Consider the following 23,841-nt stretch of genomic DNA (forward strand, 5'->3'; position numbering starts at 1 on the left):
AGCGGTTCGCCTCTGAAAGTACTTCGTCGGCAGCGATGACAGGCTTGTCGGCTGGACAGCGTCGGTGGAGGTGAGACCGCATGGTGGAGAGGCAGTCTGGTGCGCAGACGCGAGAGAGCTTGCGCCCAATGATCGCGTCCAGTGAACTCGCCTTCGCAATGGAGGCTCATGACGGCCTTTCGGCGGCTATTGCCGAGCGCGCTGGCTTCAAGGCGCTCTGGGCGTCCGGCCTCTCGATTTCATCCAGTCTCGGATATCGAGATGCGAACGAAGCTTCCTGGTCCCAACTCGTCGATGTCGTTGAGCGAATTTCCGACACGGTGGACATTCCAGTCCTCGTCGACGGGGACAGCGGGTTCGGGAACTTCAACAATGCCCGTTTGGTCGCCCGCAAGCTGCGCCAACACGGCGCGAGCGGCATATGTCTCGAGGACACGGCGTTCCCGAAAATGAACTCGTTCATCGGTGATCGGCACCCGTTGGCCGATATTCCCGAGTTCTGCGGCCGGCTTAAGGCGGTGAAGGATCAAGTGCCGGATGCGGAGTTCGTTCTGGTCGCCCGGATCGAGGCGCTCATCGCCGGCCGCGGAGAGGATGAGGCGCTGGCGCGAGCACAAGCCTACGCTGAGGCCGGCGCCGATGCTATTCTGATTCATTCCCGCAAGTCCAACGCTGAGCAGATTTTCGCCTTCACGCGCGCCTGGCAGAACCGCCTTCCGGTCGTGATCGTGCCTACGAAATATTACCGCACACCGGTCTCCGCGTATCGGGCGGCCGGAATCTCCACGGTCATCTGGGCGAACCACAACATGCGCGCGGCGATATCGGCCATGCGCCAGGTCTGCGACCGCATCCTCCGCGAAGAAAGTACCGCCGGTATCGAGGACGAGGTGGCGACGCTCGACGAACTCTTCGATCTGCTCAATTACCAGGAACTCTCAGCGGCGGAAGAGAAGTATCTGCCGCAGACGGCGACCGGCGTGCGATAGCAGGCCCAGCCCGTCTTTTGAAAAGCAAAACGAAAACGGGAGCGCACATGCTTGCGCATCGGACAAACCTGTTTGGCACATCGAGTACCGCCGCGGCGCGCGCTGCCGCAAAAGCGGCGGCCGATGCTGGCAAGGAGATCATCGATCTGACCGCCGGCGAGATCTGGAGCGAGCTTCCTCCCACGATTCGCGACGGCGCGATCGATGCCATCAATAAGGGCGTCAATCGCTACACCGATACGCTTGGCATGGTGGAGCTGCGCGAGGCACTGGCGCGGAAGATCTCCCTCGATACCGGACAGATCTGGAAGGCCGAGGAAGTTGCCGTGACGTCCGGAGCGAAGCAGGCCTTGTTCAATGCCGCAATGGTGCTGCTGAACCCGGGCGACGAGGTCATCATCCCGGCGCCTTACTGGACAACGTTTCCGGCCCAGGCGCTAATCGCCGGCGGCACACCGGTCTTCGTCGACACCAAATCCAATGGTTACGTCCCGCGCCCCGAGCACATCAAGGACGCGGTCACTGAGCGCACGCGGGCGATCGTCATCAACACGCCCAGCAATCCGGCCGGTGCGGTTTACGATGTTGAGACCATGATGGCCATCGCTCAATTGGCGGTCAGCTGCAACCTGTGGATCATTTTCGACGAGTGCTATGGCGACTTCGTGCATGGGGATCATACCCACCATCCGATCGTCTCGGTCGCTCCCGAAATTCGAGCACGCGCGCTGATCGTCAATTCCTTCAGCAAATCACTGGCATTGACCGGCTGGCGCATCGGTTATCTGGCGGGTCCAAAAGAGGTGATCAATGCCGTCAAGGCCCTGCAATCGCACACTACCTCGAATCCAAACGTAATTGCCCAGCACGCGGTACTCGCCCATTTGCAAAGGGGCGGCTCGGACTATGAAAGCAAGCTGCGTTCACGCCTGACAAGCGCCAGACGGGCTGGCCTCGACGTGCTTTCTTCATTGATGCGTGTACTGGTCGCCAGGGCGCAAGGGGGTTTTTATTTCTATCTCGACCTTTCCCATCTGCTGCGACCGGGATCGGAAGACGGCGCCTCAACGACAGCCGACGATATCGTGACGGCTCTGCTTGCCGAAGCTGGCGTCGCAGCTGTGTCGGGCACCGCGTTCGGTGACCCCGCCGGCCTGCGCCTGTCCTATGGAATTCCACCTGAAAAACTCGCGACCGGCCTGGCCCGGCTCGTCGAATTCCTCAACGCCTGGAAATGACACCGCAACAAAACGAAAGAGGTGAATGAGATGCCTCCCGCTGCTCCCAGGAAAGCCGTCATTCTCGCTGCCGGCTTCGGCTCCCGCCTGCGTCCGCTGACCGATCTGTGTCCCAAGCCCCTCGTCGAAGTCAACGGCACACCGATACTTCACAATGCACTGTGGAACCTTCAGACGGTGGGAGTTGAAGAGGTGACGATTGTTGTCGGCTATCGCAAGGATGCCATTCGCCATGCGTGTGGCGAACGCTTCGGCAGACTTGACATCAACTATGTCGAGTCCTCGGTCTTCGACAAGACAGGGAGCGCGTACTCGCTCTGGCTGGCACGCGACACGCTTCTTTCCGGCGACTGTTATCTCCTCGAAGGTGACGTCTTCTTCGAAGAAGATGCACTGCGCCACCTGATCAGGGTCGAGGCGCCCAATGCCGCTGGGGTCGCGCCCTTCGATCCATCCATGGAAGGATCCGCGGCCGTCCTTTCCAGCGACGGCGTCATATCCGAAGTCCGGTTGAAGCAGACGGCGGCAAATCTGGCATCAGGCACCCCGGTGCTCTTCAAGATGATGAACCTCATCCGGTTCTCTGGCGCCGAACTCCAAACGGTGATCGTCCCGGTCCTCCACGACCTGATCGGCTCGGGCGCAATCAAAGCCTATACCGAGGAGCTGCTCGCGCATCTCATCGAGCAGCGCGGACTGCAACTCGCCGCGGCGCGATGTGACGATTTGCGATGGTACGAGATCGACAGTGAACAGGACCTGCGGGTGGCGGAAAGGATTTTCGCCCTCGAGCGACCTCACAGACATAGTGCCGACGCGCCGGCCGCCGTGGCGGGGGTAGGAGGATGATCCGCTATCTGTTCGACGCTGCAAATGCCATTACAGCCCTTGGGCTGATATTGGCCACCACGGCGATCTACTTTGCTTTGATCGGGCGCTTCGAGATTGGCATCTGTTTCGGCTTGTGGGCTCTTTTGGCAGATGATGCCGACGGCATGGTCGCGAAGAGTTCCCCGAACCGGTCCGCTTTGATGGCACAGCTGGGTGGCGCGTTGGACGGGCTGCTTGATTTGGTCTACGCAGCCGTCTTTCCAGCGGTTCTGATTTTGTCCTTCAACGCGTTCTCCGTTCTCGCATTGTTGGCTGCCAACTGCCTCATCCTGTCAGGGGCTCTGCGCCTCAGCTATTTTTCGACGTTCGGACTGGACGCTGACGGATTCGGCAGAGGATTGCCGTTGAACAATAATCTCTTCGTGTTGGCGTTCCTCTTCGTCGCCGACCATCACTTGCCGGTGCAAGGCCTGGGCAACCTATTGATCGGTGCAGGGTTTGTGCTGTCGGTCCTGCATCTTTCAAACTTCAAATTTCCAGGTACCGGCAGTGCGTTGCGCTTGGGTAACCTTACACTCGCCGCAGCCGGATCTGTCGCCTTACTCACAAAGTGAATCAGTTTGCAGCTATAGGGAAGAGAATACATGGAAAACTCTTTCGAGGCCGAAACTCGCACCGTCTTTGATCGCTACCAGCGCCAGCAGGAGAATGACGACCACATATTCGACAGGTTGGTCTCTCTGATCGAGGAGGAATATTTCGGCCTGCCTACCGGTAGCTTCCGCGGTCTTGATGTCCTGGACGCGGGCTGCGGCTCTAACGCGAATGCGTCCTATGCGTTTCTCGACAAGGGGGCACGAAACGTTGTTTCGCTTGAATTGAGCAATGATTGGATGGATTGCGCGCGCAAACGGCTCAGCCGATTTGGGCCGCGCTCGGAACTGGTCGCTGGTAGTGTGCTCGATCTGCCGTTTGACGACTTCAGTTTTGATTTTGTCCATTGCGCAGGGGTTTTGCCGCACACCAGCAATCCGAAAAAAGGCTTTGAAGAGCTTGCCCGTGTAACCCGCCCCGGCGGCAGCTTCTTTTTGACGATTATGGGTACCGCCAACGGCGTCATTTACCGATGCATCAATCACTTGCGAGAACTCTACCAAAGCGACGAGCAATTCCGCAGTTCCATTGACAATCTGGATGCATCCACCGCACGCGAAGCCATCAACTGGATCTTGAGAATAAAGGACGGCGAAGAGAAGGAATATATACCTGGCGAAAACGAATTCTTTCGGAGTCTTTTTGATGATGATTTGTTCGTGACGATCCGGGATCGCTTCCAGGCGCCGACCTATCACGAGTTCGCCTTCACAGAGGCTCAAATCCGAGGTTGGTATGGCGAGTGCGGCTTCGAGAAAATCCGCAGGATCTCAAGATATACGAGAAATTTCCATAATCTTCGGCGTTTTCTCGCTCCGATGTACCGTCATTATGACCACCCGCTGGCCCGCTTCTGGTTCGGCGATGGCTGCATCCAGATGATCGGCGAAAAGCCGAGCACGTAGTTGGCGTTATTCGTGCCAAGAGAGCGACCCCGATGTGCGGAATCTTTGGGATAGTCCTCAAAAACGAGGGAACACCCGTTTGTGCTGAGGCCGTTGAGCGTTGCGCTGAGGCTCTCGCTCATCGCGGGCCTGATGCCAGCGGCCTATACATTGATCAATCGGTCGCATTCGCGCATCGACGGCTGTCGATTGTCGACGCTCATTCTCGCGCCAATCAGCCCTATCGCGATGACAATACCGGAGTGGTGGTAACGTACAACGGCGAGATATTCAACTATCGGGAAATTAAAGCTGAATTGAGGGACATGGGTTTTTCCTTTTCGACGGTGTCCGACACCGAGGTTCTAATTCTTAGCTATATTGCTTGGGGAAAGTCATTCTTAAACCGCCTTGACGGGATGTTTGCCTTCGCGCTTTTCGATCCACGGAAATCGCTTGTTCTCATCGCCCGAGATCGTTTGGGGGTAAAACCCCTCTACTACTCGATTTGCGATGTTGGGCTTCTGTTTGCGTCGCAGCCGAACGCTCTCATTCGCTGGCCGGGCGTGATGCGCGGACCCGACACGATCGGCGCGCTCAGTTTTCTTTCCTATCGCGCGGTTGTCGGCGCCAGAACGCTCTTTGCCGGAATTTCCAAGTTAGAGCCCGGCCATCTTCTCGAAATAACAAACGGGCGACACACGTCGGAGCGTTGGTGGAATCTGTCCGAGCGCATTTCGCGATCGCAGCCGGACTATTCCGACATAAGGAGACTCCTTGGAAACGCCGTCGAACGTCAGCTGGTGGCTGACGTACCGATCGCCGCATTGTTGTCCGGTGGACTTGACTCGAGCATCCTCGCCTATGAGGCGTCCGCCCGCTCCCAAATCCGTCCGATCTGCTATACCGGCAAGGTCGAGACCGCCGATTATGACGAGACGGCCTATGCGATGGAGGTCGCCGCAGAATTTGGGCTCACTCACCGGGTCGTCCCAATTGGAGAACCTTCCGATATCTACGCTGTGTCAGAGCTGGTGCGCCTGCGCGGACATCCGCTTGGGATGCATAACGAAATCGCAATGTTTACGCTCGCAAAGGCGATTTCGAAGGAGCATAAGGTCGTCCTCACCGGCGAGGGGGCCGATGAGATTTTTGCTGGCTACAGCCGATTGTTCCGTACGCCGTATGATTACAATCGAAGCAAGATCATCGCCGCATTACCACGTGCTCTTGCCCAGGTCGCACGCCGGCGCCTCGGACTCGACGTCCATGGCAGTCAATTGCAGTTCTTCCTGGCGCGTTACAGCTACTTCCCGACCGATGAAATCCGCTCGCTTGTCATCGACGGGCGGGTACGAAGGGAGCACGAGATGGCTCTGTTCGATCACTTCTCGACTCAATTTGCAGAGGCCGGCGGAGATTTCTTTAGCAAGATCTCATATGTTCTCGTCTGTACGCATTTGCCCGCATTGCTGGAAATGGTTGACAACACCACAATGGCAGCTGGGCTTGAAGCTCGCGTTCCTTATACCGATCACCAGCTCGTTACCGCCGCAATGGCGATGCCCGGCTCACAGCGGTTGAGGTGGAGGTCTCCAATCGCTTCGGTCCAGGCACTGTGGCATCCGGTTGCTTCCTTCAGCGAACGTCTCGATGTCTCAAAATTCCCCTTAAGAAGGGAATACCGGAGCGTCTTGCCCAGATCTGTTCTATCTCGCAAAAAGATGGGATTTCCGCTGCCACTGGGTCAGTGGGCCGTTGGCGAGGGAGCAACGGAATATCGAAGGCTGCTGTTTGATAAGGACTCTCCACTGGGAGATTTGTTCGATCCTGCTGCTTTGTGGCGTTGGTTCGAGGCTGGACGACGAAATCCTTCAGACTCGTTTGGTCGGAAGTTCTGGCTGTTGGCCAACCTTGGGATATTCTTCAAAGAGGTATTCTCATGACGAATATGCGAGCCCGCAGGCGGTCGCTTGCGGGCATGTTACAGAAGACCCCTTGCCGAAAACGGGGCGTCGGACAATCCCAAGATCTGAGCAATGGTTGGCGTGAACTCTTCAGCGGAGCCCCAGGCAATATTGCAAGGTTGCATTCCAGGGATGCTCAACAGGCATATCCGATCGTCCTCCGCGCTGCCCGGTCGAAAACCGTGGGTGGACAAGTATCGAGGTCTGCCCGTCGGGCCAGCTTCTTGCGTGTCTCCAACGGTCTCCTCGAAGGAGTGTCCAGGAGGTGCGACATAGGTCGCTATGCAATCGCGTTCATTTACCGGAACATGGTCGCTCGACCACGGCTCCACTTGGAAGCGCGCCAACAGTCCGTCTGCGATTCTGCGGTCATGAGCTCCGTCAACCAGGACATGGAGCGTCGCTCCTTCACTTTCCCAAAGCAAGTCAGGGATGATCGCATCCGGATAAATGGTTGTGTGGACGGCGCTATGTCCATGGTCACTTGCGACTACGATCGCGTAATCGTCTTTCCGCCCGACTCGCCTCAGTCCTTCGATGAGAGCGCCAATCATCATGTCGGCCGCGGCGATAGACCAATGTGCCGCCTCGCTTTCGTATCCGAACTGATGCTGAATCGAATCCGTCATGTCGATCTCGGTCAAAATGAGATCAGGCGGGTTCTCCGAGCAAGCCAGCGCTCCTGCAGCCCCGATCATGAGATGATCCGCGGCCAGGCCCGCAACGAGAGCAGTGCTCGCAACGGTGTCGCTACTGGACGGGAAGCCGAAGAGATCGAGCACGCCGGCGGCTCGCAACCGCCCATTTGGATCTTTGATCATGCGCGAGCGAGCGATGCGGTTTTCGGGCAGGCTCTTAAATGACCGGCTTCCCTGGAGAAACCCTCGTTCCCACCAGGCCGGCACGAAGACATCGCAATCGGCTGGGTCGATCAACCCAGCGCCGATGGACGCGACATCAAGCCCGCTATTTTTGGCAAGCTTTGCAATGGTCGGAACCCGCAGATCAGACGCGTCGGCGCAGACAAACGAGCCATCTCGCACAATGTGGTTTCCGTAGATCCCGTTCGCTTGAGGCGCCGCGCCGGTTAGCATGCTTGCGCGCCCCGGCATCGACGTTCCCGGCACCGTTGAGCGCAGGCGAGTGATGGACAGACCGTCTCCTGCCAAACGAAGAAGCGTCGGCAACCGATGTTTGTGCTTTTCGAAATAGTCCGCGCTTACGCCGTCCATGAGGATCAGAATCGCTTTCGTAGGAGCGCGCGGCTTTATCGAGGCAGGCGTCTGAAAACGAGCGGTAGGCCTTGATGGATTGGTGTGGGTCATGTTGCACCTGGAAGAGACCGATCGAAACCAAAGCCCCTATAGGCTTCGGATGACGCCGGTATGAACGCATCACGGGATACTTCGAGCGCCAGTGGGTCGTTTTGATTTTGGGAATGGGCGCTTCTACGCGCTCTTTTTGCTTCCTTCAGAAGAAAGGAGTCCGAGATGGCCGATACGACCCGTGCTATTTTTATCCTCGATTTCGCAGGGCCAAAAATACATCTGTGGAGTGGCAGCTACGATGCACCGTTGGTTCCTATCAACGGTCAGCCGCTCTTGGACCGTCTAGTCAACGCCTGTGTCGAAAACGGCATTGAAGATGTCACTCTCGTTGAAAACTTGAGTAGCGGCACATTCGATGGGTTCCGCCTGCAGGACAGCACAAATACGCTTTCGTGGCACGACGCGCATGACGGCGATCTCATTGAGAAGTTCCGCCAACATGATGGCGATACTCTCCTGATATGGGGAACACCGCTTTTCGACAGTGAGGTTCTTGACGGTATCAATACCAACAAGGGTTTGCGCGGCTCCGCTTGGCGGCCCGACGCGCCGACCGGGATTTATCGATTGAGTGCTGATGTTCTACGCAATCTTCTGGCCGAAAGCCGCGCCGCGGCATCTCTGCATCAGGCCTTCAGCAGGTTAGTCGCGGGCCTGTCCCAGCTGGACGTAGCGTTGCCTGGCAATGTGCTGACTGCCGGCTCCAAGCTGCTCGATATTTGCGACGGTGTCGACGCATCCATCGCGGAATTTCGGTGTGACAAGGAGAACGTGCTGCGGCGTCTGGAAACGAGCGTCGGAGGTTATTGGCGCAAGCCAATCGCCGAGCACATGCTTCTTTGCAATACCCGCTTCCCTCCCAAGACTTTTTACGATCGGCTGGCGGCGAGGCTCGAAGGCGTGTTGACATGCTATCCTTCTCAGCAGATCGATATCGCTTCAGTTGTTGGCACGATGACCTCGCAGCAGCCGGACTTTATTGCAGTCGGAAACGGGGTGACCGACCTCATCCAGGCGCTCTATTCAACGCTGAACCCAACAATCGCGATTCCCGTGCCGACGTTCGCCGGCTTTCAAACACCTCTCGATGACGAACAAAAGAACAACTTCGTCCTCACCCCGCCTTATTTCGATCTCGACGTTCGAGCTTTCCTGGAATTCGTACTGGCGACAGGCGCGGATACGGCAATCGTTGTAAATCCAAACAATCCGACCGGTCGACTTGTTGATCATGCTGACGTGGCATGGCTGGCGGAGGCCCTAGGATCTCGAGGGCGACGGCTGATCGTGGATGAATCGTTCATTGATTTTCCCGCTGCTGGCCGACCAAACAGCGTTGAGAATCTGGTTCCGTCCTGTGCCAATTTGATCGTGGTGAAGAGCCTTGGAAAGGTCTTCGGACTTGGCGGAATCCGGCTCGCCTACCTCATGGCTGGCGATCCCACCCTCGTTGCCGCCGTGCGCCGGAAACTGCCGCTGTGGAACATTAACGGCATTGCGGAATACACACTGTTCCTGCTTCCCGAATTCGCAGAGGAATTGGAACACAGTCTAGACATGTTGCGAGAAGATAGAGAGCTGTTCATCGAGGAGCTGCGGACGGTACCGGGCCTCGACGTCGTACCTTCGCAAACGAATTTCATCTTGTGCCGGCTGCCTGAAAATTCGGTATCCGCTGCCGAGCTCAAGCGCCGCCTCGTTCTGTTCGAATCCGTCCTCGTAAGAGAATGCGGCTATCAAGCCATGAACGACGCAGATCGATATCTGCGCCTGACGGTTCGAAGTCGGACGGAAAACGAAAGGCTGGCAAAAGCTCTGCGGCGCACCTTAAGCCGCTCAACGGCCTCTGAGAGTGACGCCCTGACGTGACATTTGCGCAGCGAACTGAATAGTCTTTTTTCGAATGCCGCGAGAGAGAGAAGCATGTCGCTTAGTTACAATCGTCATAAAAGGCTCGTTGAAATCATCCAGGCGAATGGCGAAGTGCGCATCCGAGATTTGATGCAGCGGTTCAATATTTCAGAAGAGACTGCGCGGCGGGATATCAAACGGCTCGAGCAGGATGGCTTGGTCGCACGGGTCCATGGTGGCGCGGTCGCAACGCAACAGCCAAAGCTGCTGGCCATCTCATCGCGAGCTGTTTCCGAGCGCGCGGAAAAAAGCACCATCGCTGAGATCGCCCTGGGTCTTCTGAAGCCCGGTCAGAATCTCTTCTTCGGGGGCGGCAGCACCATTCTGTCGTTGGCCAGCCGCATATCGGCCCTGCCGGAAATGCGCGTCGTCACCAACATGGTCGATACTGCCATCGCCGCGGCCGAAGGCTATCGGCATCGTGTTGTCATGCTGGGGGGCGATTTCAATGTCGATTTCCGGACCGTAACCGGATTCACCGCCTTGCGTACACTCCGCGAACAGCAGATCGACATCGCATTTATCGGCGTCAATGCGGTGCATCCGAATGGCGTCTTCGACCATGAACAGGTCGGACAGGAGCTTGCTGCGACGCTCTGCGAGCAAGCACGGAAAATTGTCATTCTCGCCGATCACAGCAAATTCGGCTTGTCGGCGCGCTACCGCATCCTGCCCCATTCGGCGATTACCGCGATCATCACCGACCGGAGGCCTGCATCGGACATGCTGGACAAGATCGAAGCCGCCGGTGTTGAAGTTCTATATCCGCAAAACCGTCACAACCCCGCACTGGTCTCTACTTGATCCTCTGCTTTCAGCCCGCACGGCTACTCCAACCGTGAAACATTTTTTTCCATTTATTTCAATAACCAACACAATCCGTCTCAAACCTGCAAAAAACCGTCACATAACCGCGCTATGTCTCATCCCGTCTCGGGAGCGGATTTCATTCGCTCCGATTGTCATCCCGACTGAAAGAGAGGGGATTTTGATATGCAAACGACACGTCGCAGATTTCTCGGCATGACCGCCATGGCGGCTGGCGCAATAGCATTGCCGAACACGATCATGGCGGCAACCGGCCGGCGGCCGAACCTCAATATTGCCGTTCAGGACCTGCGCACAATTCTGGAACCGGTGGACGGCTCCTCCATCGCCAACGTTTCCTGGCGGGTGCAATACAGCATTTTCGATCAGCTTTTACGGACCGACTACAACGACAATTTTCGCCTGAATTTCGCGCTCGCGACATCATTGAAGCAAATTGACGCCACGATCCATGAGATCACGTTGCGCGACAATGTGAAGTTTCATGACGGTTCCACAATGACGGCGGATGACGTTGTCTTCTCGCTCGGGCCGGATCGACTGCGCGGCGAAAATGCGCCGGGCGCGGCCGTGTTTGCCAACTTCCTCTCCTCGCTTGCCGATGTGCAGAAGATCAATGATCGCACTGTCCGTTTGATCACCAGGACAGAGGATCCGGTCTTCGCCCAGCGGCTCGGCGCGTGGGGCACGCAGATCATCAGCGCCAGAGCACGGGCTGGCGCCAGCAGCTATGACGCCTGGGCGGCGAAGCCGATCGGCACCGGCCCTTACAAGATCGGCGAGGTCCGCAATGGGGACGAGATCACACTGGTGGCGCACGACGAATATTGGGGAGGCCAGCCGCCATTTGCCTCGATCCGCTTCAAGCGGCTGCCGGAAATCGCCGCGCGCATCGCCGGACTGAAGTCGGGCGATTACGATATCGTCACAGACATCACTCCGGACCACATTGCCGAAATTGAGGGTGTCAACGGCCTCTCGATTGTTGGTGGCGAAGCCATGTGGTTCCGCTTTCTCACATTTGCTCCGCTCAGGACTCCCATCCTGAAAGATGTCGATCTGCGTCGCGCGCTCGCTCTCGCTATCGATCGCGGTGCGCTGGCGGACGGCCTCTGGGACGACCGGGCGAAAGCGCTGACCAGCTGGCAGCTACCGATCTTCGGCGAGATCAACGACCCCAACCGCAAGGGGGTGTCCTATGATCCGGCGCAGGTCAAGGAACTGCTCGCCAAGTCATCCTACAGAGGTGAGGAAATCCCATACCCTTCCGTCGGCACCTATTATCCGATGCAGCTCGCCGAGAACCAGGCGCTTGTCGAGATGTGGAAGGCTGCCGGAATCAACGTCAAGCTGATCATGTGTGAAAACTGGACGCAGGTCGGCGACATTGGCGGCATCAATGACACGTCCGGCGGCGCCTTCTACGCCGATCCCGTTTCCATGCTGTGGCAGATTATCGGTCCGACCAATGACCTCCAGTCAACAGGCGGCTGGACCAATGCCGAGTTTAACGCGCGCGGTCACGAGCTTGAAACGACGACCGATCTCGCCAAGCGCCAGGCGGCCTTCAAACGGATGCAGGACATTGTCGAGATCGAGGACCCTTGCATCACGCCGCTGCATTCCATGCCCTTTATCTATGGGCAGCAGGCGGATGTCAGCTGGCAGCCCAACCCGTTGCCGCAAATGTATCTCGGTCCGAAGATGCCGCCTGAGCCGGTGGCCTGAGTTCCATGCTGCATAAGTCTTTCCAGAACAGCGCGGGCGCCGCGCTGTTGCCGGCTCATGGCGTCGGGGCTTCCGCCACCAAACCTGCCATCAGCATTGCTGGCTTGAGGGTGGCGTTCGGCGATGTGCCTGTGCTGCACGGTGTCGATCTCGCTGTGAACAAAGGCGAGGCCTTGGGTATCGTTGGCGAATCCGGCTGCGGCAAGTCCGTGACTTGGCGGGCGGTTCTTGGCCTGCTGCCGAAATCCGCCGAGATCGGGGGCGAGGCCAGGATTGGTGATCTCGATCTTGTGGGCGCACGACAATCCGTTTTGGATCGGGTGCGCGGCGGACGCATTGCCATGATCTTCCAGGATCCGGCCAGCGCGCTGAACCCGGTGCATCGCATCGGCGCGCAGATCACCGAAGCGCTTCGCCTGCACCGTGGCCTCAGCGGTGCCGCCGCCCGTGCCCAGGCCTGCCGCCTGCTCGACCAGGTCGGGATAGCCGCTGCGGCAAGCAGGCTCAACGCGTACCCCCACGAACTGTCGGGCGGCCAGAACCAGCGGGTGATGATTGCCATCGCGCTCGCCGGCCGGCCCGAACTGCTGATCGCCGATGAGCCAACGACCGCGCTCGACGCTACCGTGCAGGCGCAGATCCTGCTGCTGCTCAAAGATATTCAACGCGACACAGGCATGGCGCTGGTCATGATCAGCCATGATCTCGCCGCGGTGGCGGCCGTCTGTGACCGGGCATGCGTCATGTATGCGGGCCAGATCGTCGAAACGGCACCGAAACACACGCTTCTGACCGCGCCGCAGCACCCCTATACACGCGACCTGATCGGTGCCATTCCGCCCTCGCACGGTCCGCGCATGCGGTTGACCGCCATTGCCGGCGCGCCGCCACAACGCAATCTGCCGCCGGGATGCGCCTATGCGCCGCGCTGCCGGCACGCGATCGCGGCATGTCGCACGAGCCGACCGGAACCGCGGCAGGTCGCCGCGCGGCATTCGGTGCGTTGCCTTCGTTTGGACGCCGGCACGTATCAATGACCCTGCTGCGTCTCAACAACATCACCCGTCGCTTTCCGCTCGGCTCGCCACTCTACGGACCGCGGAAATATCTTGTTGCAGTCGACGGCGTGTCGCTGGATGTCGAGATGGGCCGGACGACCGGCATTGTCGGCGAATCCGGATGCGGCAAGTCCACCACCGGCCATATTGCGCTCGGTCTGGAGCCGCCGGACAGCGGAGGTGTGCTGTTTCAGGGTTTGCCGCTGCCGCGCATCGACAGCAACAGGTGGCGCGCGCAGCGGCGCCAGATGCAGCTGGTCTTTCAGGACACCTTGGCAGCGCTTGATCGCCGAATGACTGTCAGCGCTCTCATCGCCGAGCCGCTGGCGATTCACGGGATTGGCGATCCGGCAAGCCGCAAGCAACGTGTGGCCGAGCTTCTCCACGGCGTCGGCCTCGGCGAAGACCATGGCGTGCTCTATCCGCATCAGCTTTCCGGCGGCCAGCGCCAACGCGTCGTGCTTGCCCGGGCGCTCGCGCCAAAACCCTCGCTTCTGGTTTGCGATGAGCCGGTCTCGGCGCTCGACGTGTCCGTCCAGGCGCAAATCGTCAATCTGCTCATGGATCTTCAGCAGGAGCTCGGGCTCGGCCTCTTGTTCATCAGCCATGACTTGCGGGTCGTTCGCCATGTCAGCGACCGGATCGTCGTCATGTATCTTGGCCGCGTCGTCGAACAGGGGCGCGCCGACGCCATTATCGATCAACCCGCCCATCCCTATACGCAGGCGCTCGTCTCGGCCATGCCGAGGCTTCCGGGCGGATTCGATCATTATGTGGCGTTGCCAGGCGAACCGCCAAGCCCCACCGATCGGCCGAGCGGATGCCCGTTTCATCCACGCTGTCCACTTGCGCGCGATGTCTGCCGCCAGAGCCTGCCCGAACTCCTGCCGCTAGGATCGGAACGGCAGGTCGCCTGCCATTTGGTGAGGCATTGATGAGTGCTGTGTTTCGTTTCGCCGGCCCCAAGATCCTGCGTGCCGGCCTGTCGATCCTGGTCGTGGTGACCTTTACATTCGTGGTGCTGCGGGCCTCTGGAGACCCGGCGCTGCAGATACTCGGTCCCAGCGCCCGCGCCCCGGATCTTGAGGCGTTTCGCCGGCATTGGGGGCTCGATCAGCCTCTGTATGTGCAATATGTCCGCTATGTCCTGGCGGCACTTCACTGCGATTTCGGGAATTCCATGCTGGCTGGAAAACCGGCCCTGCAGCTTGTGTTCGAGCGCGCGCCCCTGACATTGGCGCTGATGCTGCCGGCACTGGCGCTCACGATGCTGATCGGCATTCCGGTCGGCGCCTACGCCGCCATGCATCGCGACACCTGGGTCGACCGATCGGTGATGATGGTGACCGTGTTCGGCTTCACCGTGCCAAGCTTCGTGCTCGGGCTATTGCTGATCCTGATCTTTTCCGTGACGCTCGGCCTGTTCCCGTCCGGCGGCGCGGATCGGCCGGAAAGCTTCGTACTGCCGGTGCTCACCCTTGGTTTGGGCGGGGCGGCCATTATCGCGCGCTTCACGCGTAGCGCCATGATCGAAGTTCTGTCGCAGCTCTATATCGTGGCGGCCAGCGCCAAGGGCGTGACGTGGCGGCAGGTGGTTCGCCACCATGCCTTTCCGAATGCGATCATTCCTGTGCTGACGCTGTTCGGCCTGATGCTCGGCGGCCAGGTCGCGGGCGCCGTACTGGTGGAAAGCGTCTTCGGCTGGCCCGGCATCGGCCAATTGCTGGTGGTTTCGGTTGCGAACCGTGATCTCGCCGTGGTGCAGGTCATCCTCCTTCTCGTGGCGCTGACCATGACGTCGGCCAACCTGCTGATGGACCTGCTTTATGGCGTGTTCGATCCGCGCTTGCGTGGAACAAACTCAGGATCGCAATGAAAACGGCAACTGTAAAAACCAACCGTCCGCCGCCTCGCTCGGTGGACCTGCCGACACTCCTTGCTGTGGGCTGGGTTCTCCTCATGCTCCTCACGGCGCTCGCCGCGCCGCTGATGGCTCCCCATGAGATCACTTCCATCGACCTGCGCCATCGCCTGGCGCCGCCCGTCGGCTTTGGCGGAACGATGCTACACGTCCTGGGAACCGACGATCTGGGCCGTGACGTGGCCTCGCGTCTTTTCTACTCGATCCGCACCAGCTTGCTGGTCGCCTTCGGCGCCACTGCGATCAGCGTGTTGGTCGGTACCGGGATTGGCTTCATCGCCGCGTATTTCCGCGGGCTCGTCGAGCATGCCCTGCTGCTAATGATCGACGTACAGGCTTCGCTACCATTTCTAATCGTGGCGCTGGCAATGCTCGCCTGTTTCGGTAATTCGCTGACGCTGTTCGTCGCCCTGATGGGACTTTATGGCTGGGAGCGGAATGCGCGGTTGGCACGAGGACTGGCAATCACCGCCAGCGCGCAGGGCTATGCGAGCGCAACGCGCCAACTCGGCGCCCATCCGCTGCGTGTCTATCTGCGGCATATCCTGCCCAACAGCGCGGCGACGCTTCTCGTGGCGGCGACGGTGACCTTTCCGGAAATCGTCCTGGTGGAAAGCGGACTCTCCTTCCTCGGCCTCGGCGTTCAACCGCCGATGACCAGCCTGGGTGTCATGGTCGCGGCCGGCCGCGAGTATATCACCCGCGCCTCCTGGATGCTGCTCGCTCCAAGCCTCGTCATTGTCATCACGGCCGTTGCCGTTAGCGTCCTCGGCGACTGGTTGCGCGATAAGCTCGACCCGACCCCTCAAATAACGGTTTCCCAATGCAAAGGAGCTGATCTCCACACTTGTCGACGGCTACGCTCTTGCACGGGACGGGGTGCCGAACCTTCGCCCGCGGCCGGTATCGACGTAACCGGAATACAGCATATGGATCTCGTCGCGGGCCCGCGTCAGGCCAACATAGAACAGCCGTCGGCTTTCGCGTCGCGCCGCCGGCTGCTCGTTGCGCCAGGGCAAACCGCCCAGATCGAGTCCCACCATGATCACGACATCATCTTCGCAGCCCTTTGCCGAGTGCGGCGTCAACAGATTAAGATGGAGAGGCGACGCGTCGCGTCCACCGAGGCTCGCCAGATCCAGGTCGGCGAGCGGCCCGCCGACAGCGAGCGCCGCCGACATGCGCACCACCTGTTCGCGCTGATCGGCGAGGCTTGGCTCTGCCGCCATCAGCGCATCGAGCATTCCCGCCCGCAGCGCGCCGATTGGCGAAGTTTGTAATTTTGATCCGCGAAATTCGCACGGCGCCGTCCCCCCAGTTTTTTCTATTCGCGGATGTAATTGGCTCGCTCGGCGATATCGGCACATCGCGCCATCAGCGCTTCGAAAGGCTCCGCGTCTTCCAGAAGAAGCCCGTCGTCGACCATGCGGGCGTAGTCCTCTTCAAGCGCCTTCAGACCATCGCCTGCGGGCACAAGCCGCAGACCGCCGTTGACAGCCGCCGCGTAATCGATGGGCGTTCGATCGGGCGCTTTCTCGGCGAAGAACATGGTCTTGTGGCGCGCCACTGCGTTCGCCAGATCGCGATCAGCAAAGGCGGACGGGGTAAAACCGGTTTCGTCCAACCGCGCGACATCGTGCCAGTGACGAGCAAAGCGATCGCCGCGCCGGCGCTCCTGCAGGCAGAAGACATGGATGGCCGTCGCCTTCTCCCAGAAGGTTCGCTCCGCATGCATCACGCGTGGACGAGCCGTGGGAAAGGTCACGCCCTCGATCAGGCCAGACGCGTCGCAGGCGATGTCGCGCAAGCTCGCGGGCTCGCCCGTCGATCGTGCTCCGAATTCGAGCATCACGCTCGGCGCCACATAGCCGGAGCCAGGCGTCGCGGCTTCGTAATCGATGAACAGCTTCTCGCCCTCGACGCGGATGGCGGCCGCCAAAGCTTCAGCCGCGAGCGCATCTGCGATGATCGGCTGAACGCTTCCTTCAACCCAATTGGGCAGGCGCTTACGCACCTCACTGGACCAGCGTTTTTCCTCGCTACGGGTCTCCGGCAACGCTTCGCCGTCGTCGCCCACCAAGTCGGGTGCAATCGGCCGGATGTCGTATGTTAGGTCGACGTCCTCGGAAAACCGCTGGATAACCTGATAGGCTTTGGACAGCGACGTGCCGCCCTTGCCGAGCGCCGAGCCATAAAGGTGGCGAGCGCCCAGACCACCCACACGTCCTTCTCGAGGAGATGCGCCGGCCTGCCGGACCGATCGGCCGCGACGCCGAGCGCCTCCCGCCGATCCTCGATCGGGAGGTGGAGAAAGGGATCAGCCATGTGCGGCCTTGCCCACGCTGCGCGCCATCCAGGTCGGAAGCTGCGGCGCTACCGCGACCAACTCGCTGAAGGCGCCCGGCGGGAGTTTCCGCTTCAGTGTCTGGAGGGCGGCCTCAGCCTTTCCCGGCCCAAGCCAAGCCAACGCTCGCACCGCCTCGCCAGCGGGCCGATGCGCCATGGCGAGCTGTCAACGAGGCGCGTGGCGAAGCTCGACGACCTGCTTGCCGAGGCTCATCTTCCGGGTGCGGCCGGAAGTCAGATAGACCGACCGGACCGGCACCTGTCTCGTGAGACCGAGGGTGTTGGCGGCAACGGCCCCACTGGTGACGATGATCTCCCCGCGCTGGCTGGCAAGCGCCTCGACCGCTTGCTCCACGGAGGGAGCCCGGGTGCCGAACCTGCTCGTCGATTCCCCAGGTGAAGCAAGCTCTTAGCTGCGACCGGCGTGCCCTCTGGCAGCCCTTTCGCGTGCGCAAGAATCTGTTCGGTCAACCGTTGCATGGCCATGCTCCTGTCAGAAATGTAGGCGATTTTCTGACAGTTTTTCAAGGCGGGCAGCGACGGGCACCTGCACGCGGAACCCGTCCAGCAGGCCTTGTGGTCAATCATCGCCGCGCGAATCGACCAATCCCTGTTTCGCGCCGTTCTCCGAACGAGCCTCGCCCGTCCTGGGGCCGAGGCCCTCTGGTCGGCGCCGAGATATTTCTCTTGTCAGCGCAAGAACTCGACGCTGGTCAAAAAGTACCGTCGCGTAACATATATCGCGCGTCCCCCACCGATGCCATTCAACCGAAAGAGAGCACTGCCCGGACTGCCTGCACCTTGATCAAACCAAGTATTCTGGTTATATTACTGGAAATGAGAAATGAAGACTGTCTTTCTATTTAGATCTGTATGTTCCTTCTTGTTGTAGTTATGATGTATGTCGAATGTATTATGTATGTGTGTTGTAGTCGGAGGCAGCTATGAGCAGCTCGCAAGAACGCGCCATTCAAAACTATCGATCTCGCCTCAGCGAGCGCGGCTTGGCGCGCTTCGAGGTGCTTGGCCGCGATGCCGATCGCGACCTCATTCGATCTTTGGCTCGCCGCCTCGCCGAAGATGGACCGGATGCCTCTAGCCTGCGCGCTGCTGTCAGCCAGACCATCGCCGGCGAGCCACCCAAGCTTGTCGGGATTCTCGCCGCATTGCGTCGTTCGCCGCTCGTGGGAGCTGACCTCGATCTTTCCCGCCCCCATGAAGAGGGGCGGAAGATCGACCTGTGACACGCTACCTCCTCGATACCAACATCATCAGCGATGTCGTCAAATCGCAGCCTTCGGAATCGCTCCTGGCATGGATGTCGAGACAGCGTGACGAGGATTGTTCATCGCTTCGCTGACCGTGCGGAAATTCTTCGCAGGGTTCTGGAGAAGCCGCGCGGGAAAAAACGCGACGCACTCGACAACTGGTTCTCTGGGCCTGAGGGGCCGCAGGCGAAGCAACTGCGCGCGACAGCTTCTTGCGAAAGACAACCTTCCCGTCACTCGCCGCGCCGTGAACCTGGAAGACCCGCTTTGCGAGATCGATTCCAATGATGGTAACTTCCATGGATGCCGTCTCTGTCTTGGTCGATTCTGGCAATCACCAAACTGGCACATTGCGATGGCGTCGGAGGGGGCATCTACTCCATCAGATTTTGACAACTAGCTTCTTTCCGGGCTCCGCGGCCGACGTCTCACTCAACGCCATCCGACATTTCCTGTCGCCTTTGTCAGGGCCGCGACACAAGTTTATTTAGCCAATTTAATATTTTTGCCAAATGTTAAACAGCTGAAAAGCAATCATAAAATTTCTTCTTCGATCCAACCGGCCGAATTGGCACGAGTTTTGAAACGATCGGTGCGAGGCGGCGGGATCTGCCGACCGGCATTGAAGTCGCGGTAACCGCTATGGATGGAAAGAAGGAAGGAAGCAACATGTCAGGTCTGCGTCAGATCGCATTCTACGGAAAGGGGGGCATCGGCAAGTCCACCACCTCTCAAAATACGCTAGCCGCCCTGGTCGACCTCGGACAGAAAATCCTGATCGTCGGCTGCGACCCCAAAGCCGACTCCACCCGGCTGATCCTGAACGCAAAGGCGCAGGATACCGTTCTGCATCTCGCCGCCCAAGAAGGTTCTGTGGAAGACCTTGAACTCCAGGACGTGCTCAAGATCGGCTACAAAGACATCAAGTGCGTGGAGTCCGGCGGCCCCGAGCCGGGTGTCGGCTGCGCCGGCCGTGGCGTCATCACCTCGATCAACTTCCTCGAGGAAAACGGCGCCTATGACAATGTCGACTATGTCTCCTACGACGTGCTGGGCGACGTGGTGTGCGGCGGCTTTGCGATGCCGATCCGCGAAAACAAGGCCCAGGAAATCTACATCGTCATGTCCGGCGAGATGATGGCGCTCTATGCCGCCAACAACATCGCCAAGGGTATCCTGAAATACGCCCATTCGGGCGGCGTGCGGCTCGGCGGGCTGATCTGCAACGAGCGCCAGACCGACCGCGAGCTCGACCTCTCCGAGGCGCTGGCCGCCAGGCTCAATTCCAAGCTCATCCACTTCGTGCCGCGCGACAACATCGTCCAGCACGCCGAACTGAGGAAGATGACGGTAATCCAATATGCGCCGGACTCCAAACAGGCAGGGGAGTACCGCGCGTTGGCCGAGAAGATCCATGTCAATTCGGGCCAGGGCACCATCCCGACCCCAATCACCATGGAGGAGCTCGAGGACATGCTGCTCGACTTCGGCATCATGAAGACGGACGAGCAGATGCTTGCCGAGCTTCAGGCCAAGGAAGCGAAATTGGCCGTCGCTCAGTAATCGCCGCTACCGACAGGGGGCGCAGACCGTGACCTGACGCCCCTTTCTACGAAACAAGGCCTCGTCGGCGAGGCGTTACCCGAACCTTGAAAGGGGCAGGTCCCATGGGCCTCGACTATGAGAATGACGGCGCCTTGCATGCGAAGCTTATCGAAGACGTGCTGTCCCAATATCCAGACAAGGCGGCGAAGCGTCGCAAGAAGCACCTCAGTGTCGCAACGAGCAAGGACGAGGCCGGAGGGGAGGACAAGGGCCTTTCCGAATGCGACGTCAAATCGAACATCAAATCCATTCCGGGCGTGATGACAATCCGCGGCTGCGCCTATGCCGGCTCCAAGGGCGTGGTGTGGGGTCCGGTCAAGGATATGGTCCACATCTCGCACGGGCCGGTCGGCTGTGGGCAATATTCCTGGTCGCAACGCCGCAACTATTACGTCGGCACGACGGGCATCGACACATTCGTGACAATGCAGTTCACCTCCGACTTCCAGGAGAAGGACATCGTTTTCGGCGGCGACAAGAAGCTGGAAAAGATCATCGACGAGGTCGAGGACTTGTTTCCGCTCAGTGGGGGCATCTCGGTGCAGTCCGAATGCCCGATCGGCCTGATCGGGGACGATATCGAGGCAGTGTCGCGCAAGAAGGCCAAGGAGCACGAAAAGACGATTGTACCGGTGCGCTGCGAAGGTTTCCGCGGCGTTTCACAATCGCTCGGCCACCACATTGCCAATGATGCGATCCGCGATTGGGTCTTCGACAAGGACGATGTCGCGTTCGAGTCCGGCCCATACGACGTCAACGTCGTCGGCGACTACAACATTGGCGGCGATGCCTGGGCCTCGCGAATCCTGCTCGAAGAGATTGGGCTTCGGGTGGTCGGCAACTGGTCGGGCGACGCCACACTCGCCGAAATAGAGCGCGCTCCCAAGGCCAAGCTCAACCTGATCCACTGCTACCGGTCGATGAATTACATCTGCCGGCACATGGAGGAAAAGTACGGCATCGCCTGGATGGAATACAATTTCTTCGGCCCCACCCAGATCGAGGCCTCCTTGCGCAACATCGCCAAGCATTTCGGCCCGGAAATCGAGGAGAAGACCGAAAAGGTCATCGCCAAATACCGGCCCTTGGTCGATGCCGTCATCGCCAAGTACCAACCGCGCCTCGAAGGCAGGACGGTGATGCTCTATGTCGGCGGCCTGCGCCCCCGTCACGTCATCACTGCCTACGAGGACCTCGCTATGGTGATCGTTGGCACCGGCTACGAGTTCGCCCACAACGACGACTATCAGCGCACCGGCCATTACGTGAAGAATGGCACGCTCGTCTATGACGACGTCACCGGTTATGAGCTGGAGAAGTTCATCGAAGGCATCCGCCCTGATCTCGTTGGCTCCGGTATCAAGGAGAAGTACCCGGTGCAGAAGATGGGCATCCCGTTCCGCCAGATGCACTCCTGGGACTATTCCGGCCCGTATCACGGCTATGACGGCTTCGCCATTTTCGCCCGCGACATGGATCTGGCCATCAACAACCCGGTCTGGGGTCTATACCGCGCGCCGTGGAAGAAGATGAAGGACACGCCGCTGACGGCGGTCGCCGCCGAATGAGGACTGGCCTCCCTGCCTGGCAGGGAGGCCGACAAATGCTTGGGGCACTCGATCCGCGGGAGGCCCTTTAACGTCTAGACGTCCCTGTGCTGCCGCTTGGCGCGGCCAGATGGAAAAGGTGACCACCATGCCGCAATCGGCCGAAAAAGTTCTCGACCATGCTCCCCTGTTCCGCGAGCCGGAATACCGACAAATGCTTGCCGAGAAGAAACTGAATTTCGAATGTCCGCACCCTGATCAGATCGTCACCGACCAACGCGAATTTACCAAAACTTGGGAATACCGCGAAAAGAACCTCGCTCGCGAGGCGCTTGTCATAAATCCCGCCAAGGCCTGCCAGCCGCTCGGCGCGGTGTTCGCGGCCGCGGGCTTCGAGCGCACCATGTCTTTCGTTCACGGTAGCCAGGGCTGCGTTGCCTACTACCGCTCGCATCTGTCGCGACATTTCAAGGAGCCTTCGTCAGCGGTTTCCTCCTCGATGACCGAGGACGCGGCAGTGTTTGGCGGCCTGAAGAACATGGTCGACGGGCTCGCCAATACCTACAAGCTCTACGACCCCAAGATGATCGCCGTCTCGACCACCTGCATGGCCGAAGTCATTGGCGACGACCTGCGGAGCTTCATAGAGAACGCCAAGAACGAAGGCTCGGTCCCGAGCGACTTCGACGTGCCTTTCGCTCATACGCCTGCCTTCGTCGGCAGCCATGTCGATGGCTATGACGGCATGGTGAAGGGCGTGCTGGAGCATTTCTGGAAGGGCAGCGAGCGCTCGCAAGCCGCTGGGACCATCAACATCATTCCAGGCTTCGACGGATTCTGCGTCGGAAACAACCGGGAACTCAAGCGCCTCCTCGACCTGATGGGTGTCACCTATACCGTCATTCAGGACGCCTCAGACCAGTTCGACACGCCGTCGGACGGCGAATACCGCATGTATGACGGTGGCACCAAGATCGAAGACCTGAAAGGGGCCCTCAACGCGGAGGCGACACTGTCGCTGCAGCATTACAACACCCGCAAGACGCTGGAATATTGCAACGAGGTCGGGCAGGCGACGGCATCCTTCCACTATCCGCTGGGTGTCCAGGCGACCGATGAATTCCTGATGAAGGTCTCAGCGATTTCCGGCCAGGAGATCCCCGAGACAATCCGGATGGAGCGCGGCCGACTGGTTGACGCCATGGCGGACAGCCAGTCATGGCTGCACGGCAAGAAGTACGCAATCTATGGGGATCCCGACTTCGTCTACGCCATGGCCCGCTTCGTCATGGAGACCGGCGGCGAGCCGACACATTGCCTCGCGACCAACGGCACATCGGCCTGGGAGGCCCAGATGAAGGAATTGCTTGCATCCTCGTCCTTCGGCCAGGATGCCCAGATCTGGGCAGGCAAGGATCTCTGGGCGATGCGTTCGCTGCTGTTTACGGAGCCGGTGGACCTGCTGATCGGCAATTCCTACGGCAAGTATCTGGAGCGTGACACCGGCACGCCGCTGATCCGGCTCATGTTTCCAATCTTCGACCGGCACCATCACCATCGCTTTCCCCTCATGGGCTACCAGGGTGGATTACGCGTGCTGACGACGATCCTCGACAAGATATTCGACAAGCTCGATCGCGAGACGAGCGAAACGGGCGTGACGGATTATTCCTATGACCTCACCCGCTAAGCCCGTGCCGGCTTTTCGCCGAGGCCGCCCATCGCCCAATCGACTTCG

The 23,841-nt window shown here is 59.5% G+C and carries 17 protein-coding genes and 6 pseudogenes; 18 read left to right on the top strand and 5 right to left on the bottom strand.

The features are described from left to right. Positions 1-80: 80 nt before the first annotated feature. The 6 genes from aepX to asnB are packed head-to-tail and all read left to right on the top strand — an operon-like array spanning position 81 to position 6,542. Complete coding sequence (gene aepX, locus JG747_RS33510) at positions 81-989, top strand: phosphoenolpyruvate mutase (RefSeq protein ID WP_199201494.1); 909 nt, start codon at positions 81-83, stop codon at positions 987-989. A 47-nt stretch (positions 990-1,036) separates the two neighbouring features. Next, the gene (locus tag JG747_RS33515; RefSeq protein ID WP_199201495.1) at positions 1,037-2,227 is read left to right on the top strand and encodes an aminotransferase class I/II-fold pyridoxal phosphate-dependent enzyme; all 1,191 of its coding nucleotides are present in this window, start codon (positions 1,037-1,039) and stop codon (positions 2,225-2,227) included. 30 nt (positions 2,228-2,257) lie between these two features. After that, entirely contained in the window at positions 2,258-3,076 is an 819-nt protein-coding gene (locus tag JG747_RS33520) for a phosphocholine cytidylyltransferase family protein (protein ID WP_199201496.1), read from the top strand. Further along, positions 3,073-3,672 carry a phosphatidylcholine/phosphatidylserine synthase gene (locus JG747_RS33525; protein ID WP_199201497.1) on the top strand — a complete coding sequence of 200 codons (600 nt, stop codon included), beginning with the start codon at positions 3,073-3,075 and terminating at the stop codon, positions 3,670-3,672. The genes JG747_RS33520 and JG747_RS33525 overlap by 4 nt, the downstream gene beginning before the upstream one ends. 30 nt (positions 3,673-3,702) lie before the next feature. Beyond that, positions 3,703-4,617: a class I SAM-dependent methyltransferase gene (locus tag JG747_RS33530; RefSeq protein WP_199201498.1), complete on the top strand. Its 915-nt coding sequence runs from the start codon at positions 3,703-3,705 to the stop codon at positions 4,615-4,617. 32 nt (positions 4,618-4,649) lie between these two features. Beyond that, positions 4,650-6,542: an asparagine synthase (glutamine-hydrolyzing) gene (asnB, locus tag JG747_RS33535; RefSeq protein ID WP_199201499.1), complete on the top strand. Its 1,893-nt coding sequence runs from the start codon at positions 4,650-4,652 to the stop codon at positions 6,540-6,542. Between the two features lie 38 nt (positions 6,543-6,580). On the opposite strand, the gene JG747_RS33540 is transcribed toward asnB, so the two are convergent. Next, the gene (locus JG747_RS33540) at positions 6,581-7,888 is read right to left on the bottom strand and encodes an alkaline phosphatase family protein (protein WP_199201500.1); all 1,308 of its coding nucleotides are present in this window, start codon (positions 7,886-7,888) and stop codon (positions 6,581-6,583) included. A gap of 165 nt (positions 7,889-8,053) precedes the next feature. Between JG747_RS33540 and JG747_RS33545 the strand changes: the two genes are divergently transcribed. The 7 genes and pseudogenes from JG747_RS33545 to JG747_RS33575 all read left to right on the top strand — a co-directional run. Then, positions 8,054-9,760, top strand: a complete 1,707-nt coding sequence (locus tag JG747_RS33545; RefSeq protein WP_199201501.1) for a pyridoxal phosphate-dependent aminotransferase — start codon at positions 8,054-8,056, stop codon at positions 9,758-9,760. A gap of 54 nt (positions 9,761-9,814) precedes the next feature. Beyond that, positions 9,815-10,606 (top strand): DeoR/GlpR family DNA-binding transcription regulator, encoded by a 792-nt coding sequence (locus JG747_RS33550; protein ID WP_006333816.1) that lies wholly within the window; start codon positions 9,815-9,817, stop codon positions 10,604-10,606. Between the two features lie 189 nt (positions 10,607-10,795). Next, a complete protein-coding gene (locus JG747_RS33555; RefSeq protein WP_199201502.1) occupies positions 10,796-12,358 on the top strand; it encodes an ABC transporter substrate-binding protein in 1,563 nt (520 codons plus the stop codon). 5 nt (positions 12,359-12,363) lie between these two features. Beyond that, complete coding sequence (locus JG747_RS33560) at positions 12,364-13,395, top strand: ABC transporter ATP-binding protein (protein ID WP_199201503.1); 1,032 nt, start codon at positions 12,364-12,366, stop codon at positions 13,393-13,395. Continuing rightward, the gene (locus tag JG747_RS33565) at positions 13,392-14,351 is read left to right on the top strand and encodes an ABC transporter ATP-binding protein (RefSeq protein WP_199201504.1); all 960 of its coding nucleotides are present in this window, start codon (positions 13,392-13,394) and stop codon (positions 14,349-14,351) included. The genes JG747_RS33560 and JG747_RS33565 overlap by 4 nt, the downstream gene beginning before the upstream one ends. Continuing rightward, on the top strand, positions 14,351-15,292 hold the full coding sequence (locus JG747_RS33570; RefSeq protein ID WP_010913600.1) for an ABC transporter permease: 942 nt from the start codon (positions 14,351-14,353) through the stop codon (positions 15,290-15,292). Before JG747_RS33565 ends, JG747_RS33570 begins: the two co-directional genes overlap by 1 nt. After that, positions 15,289-16,140 (top strand): annotated as a pseudogene (locus JG747_RS33575) (ABC transporter permease); the annotation flags it as partial. The gene JG747_RS33570 and the pseudogene JG747_RS33575, both read left to right, overlap by 4 nt. A gap of 54 nt (positions 16,141-16,194) precedes the next feature. Here the strand turns inward: JG747_RS33575 and JG747_RS33580 are convergent. The 3 pseudogenes from JG747_RS33580 to JG747_RS33590 form a co-directional block, all read right to left on the bottom strand. Then, positions 16,195-16,602 (bottom strand): annotated as a pseudogene (locus tag JG747_RS33580) (3'-5' exonuclease); the annotation flags it as partial. A 59-nt stretch (positions 16,603-16,661) separates the two neighbouring features. Further along, a pseudogene (locus JG747_RS33585) lies at positions 16,662-17,662 on the bottom strand (nucleotidyl transferase AbiEii/AbiGii toxin family protein). Then, positions 17,655-18,163 (bottom strand): annotated as a pseudogene (locus JG747_RS33590) (DUF6088 family protein). Before JG747_RS33590 ends, JG747_RS33585 begins: the two co-directional pseudogenes overlap by 8 nt. A 464-nt stretch (positions 18,164-18,627) precedes the next feature. Here JG747_RS33590 and JG747_RS33595 point away from each other — a divergent pair. Continuing rightward, a complete protein-coding gene (locus tag JG747_RS33595) occupies positions 18,628-18,927 on the top strand; it encodes a hypothetical protein (RefSeq protein WP_199201505.1) in 300 nt (99 codons plus the stop codon). Beyond that, positions 18,924-19,140, top strand: a pseudogene (locus JG747_RS37300) (VapC toxin family PIN domain ribonuclease); the annotation flags it as partial. The gene JG747_RS33595 and the pseudogene JG747_RS37300, both read left to right, overlap by 4 nt. A 10-nt stretch (positions 19,141-19,150) precedes the next feature. On the opposite strand, the pseudogene JG747_RS37305 reads toward JG747_RS37300, so the two are convergent. Then, a pseudogene (locus tag JG747_RS37305) lies at positions 19,151-19,252 on the bottom strand (IS110 family transposase); the annotation flags it as partial. A 368-nt stretch (positions 19,253-19,620) separates the two neighbouring features. Here JG747_RS37305 and nifH point away from each other — a divergent pair. The 3 genes from nifH (at position 19,621) to nifK (ending at position 23,793) form a co-directional block, all read left to right on the top strand. Continuing rightward, positions 19,621-20,514, top strand: a complete 894-nt coding sequence (gene nifH / locus JG747_RS33600; protein ID WP_006331760.1) for a nitrogenase iron protein — start codon at positions 19,621-19,623, stop codon at positions 20,512-20,514. A 104-nt stretch (positions 20,515-20,618) separates the two neighbouring features. Then, positions 20,619-22,124: a nitrogenase molybdenum-iron protein alpha chain gene (gene nifD, locus JG747_RS33605; protein WP_199201506.1), complete on the top strand. Its 1,506-nt coding sequence runs from the start codon at positions 20,619-20,621 to the stop codon at positions 22,122-22,124. Between the two features lie 127 nt (positions 22,125-22,251). After that, entirely contained in the window at positions 22,252-23,793 is a 1,542-nt protein-coding gene (gene nifK, locus JG747_RS33610; protein WP_199201572.1) for a nitrogenase molybdenum-iron protein subunit beta, read from the top strand. Positions 23,794-23,841: the final 48 nt, after the last annotated feature.

The sequence above is a fragment of the Mesorhizobium sp. 131-3-5 genome (assembly GCF_016756575.1).
GTDB lineage: Bacteria > Pseudomonadota > Alphaproteobacteria > Rhizobiales > Rhizobiaceae > Mesorhizobium > Mesorhizobium jarvisii.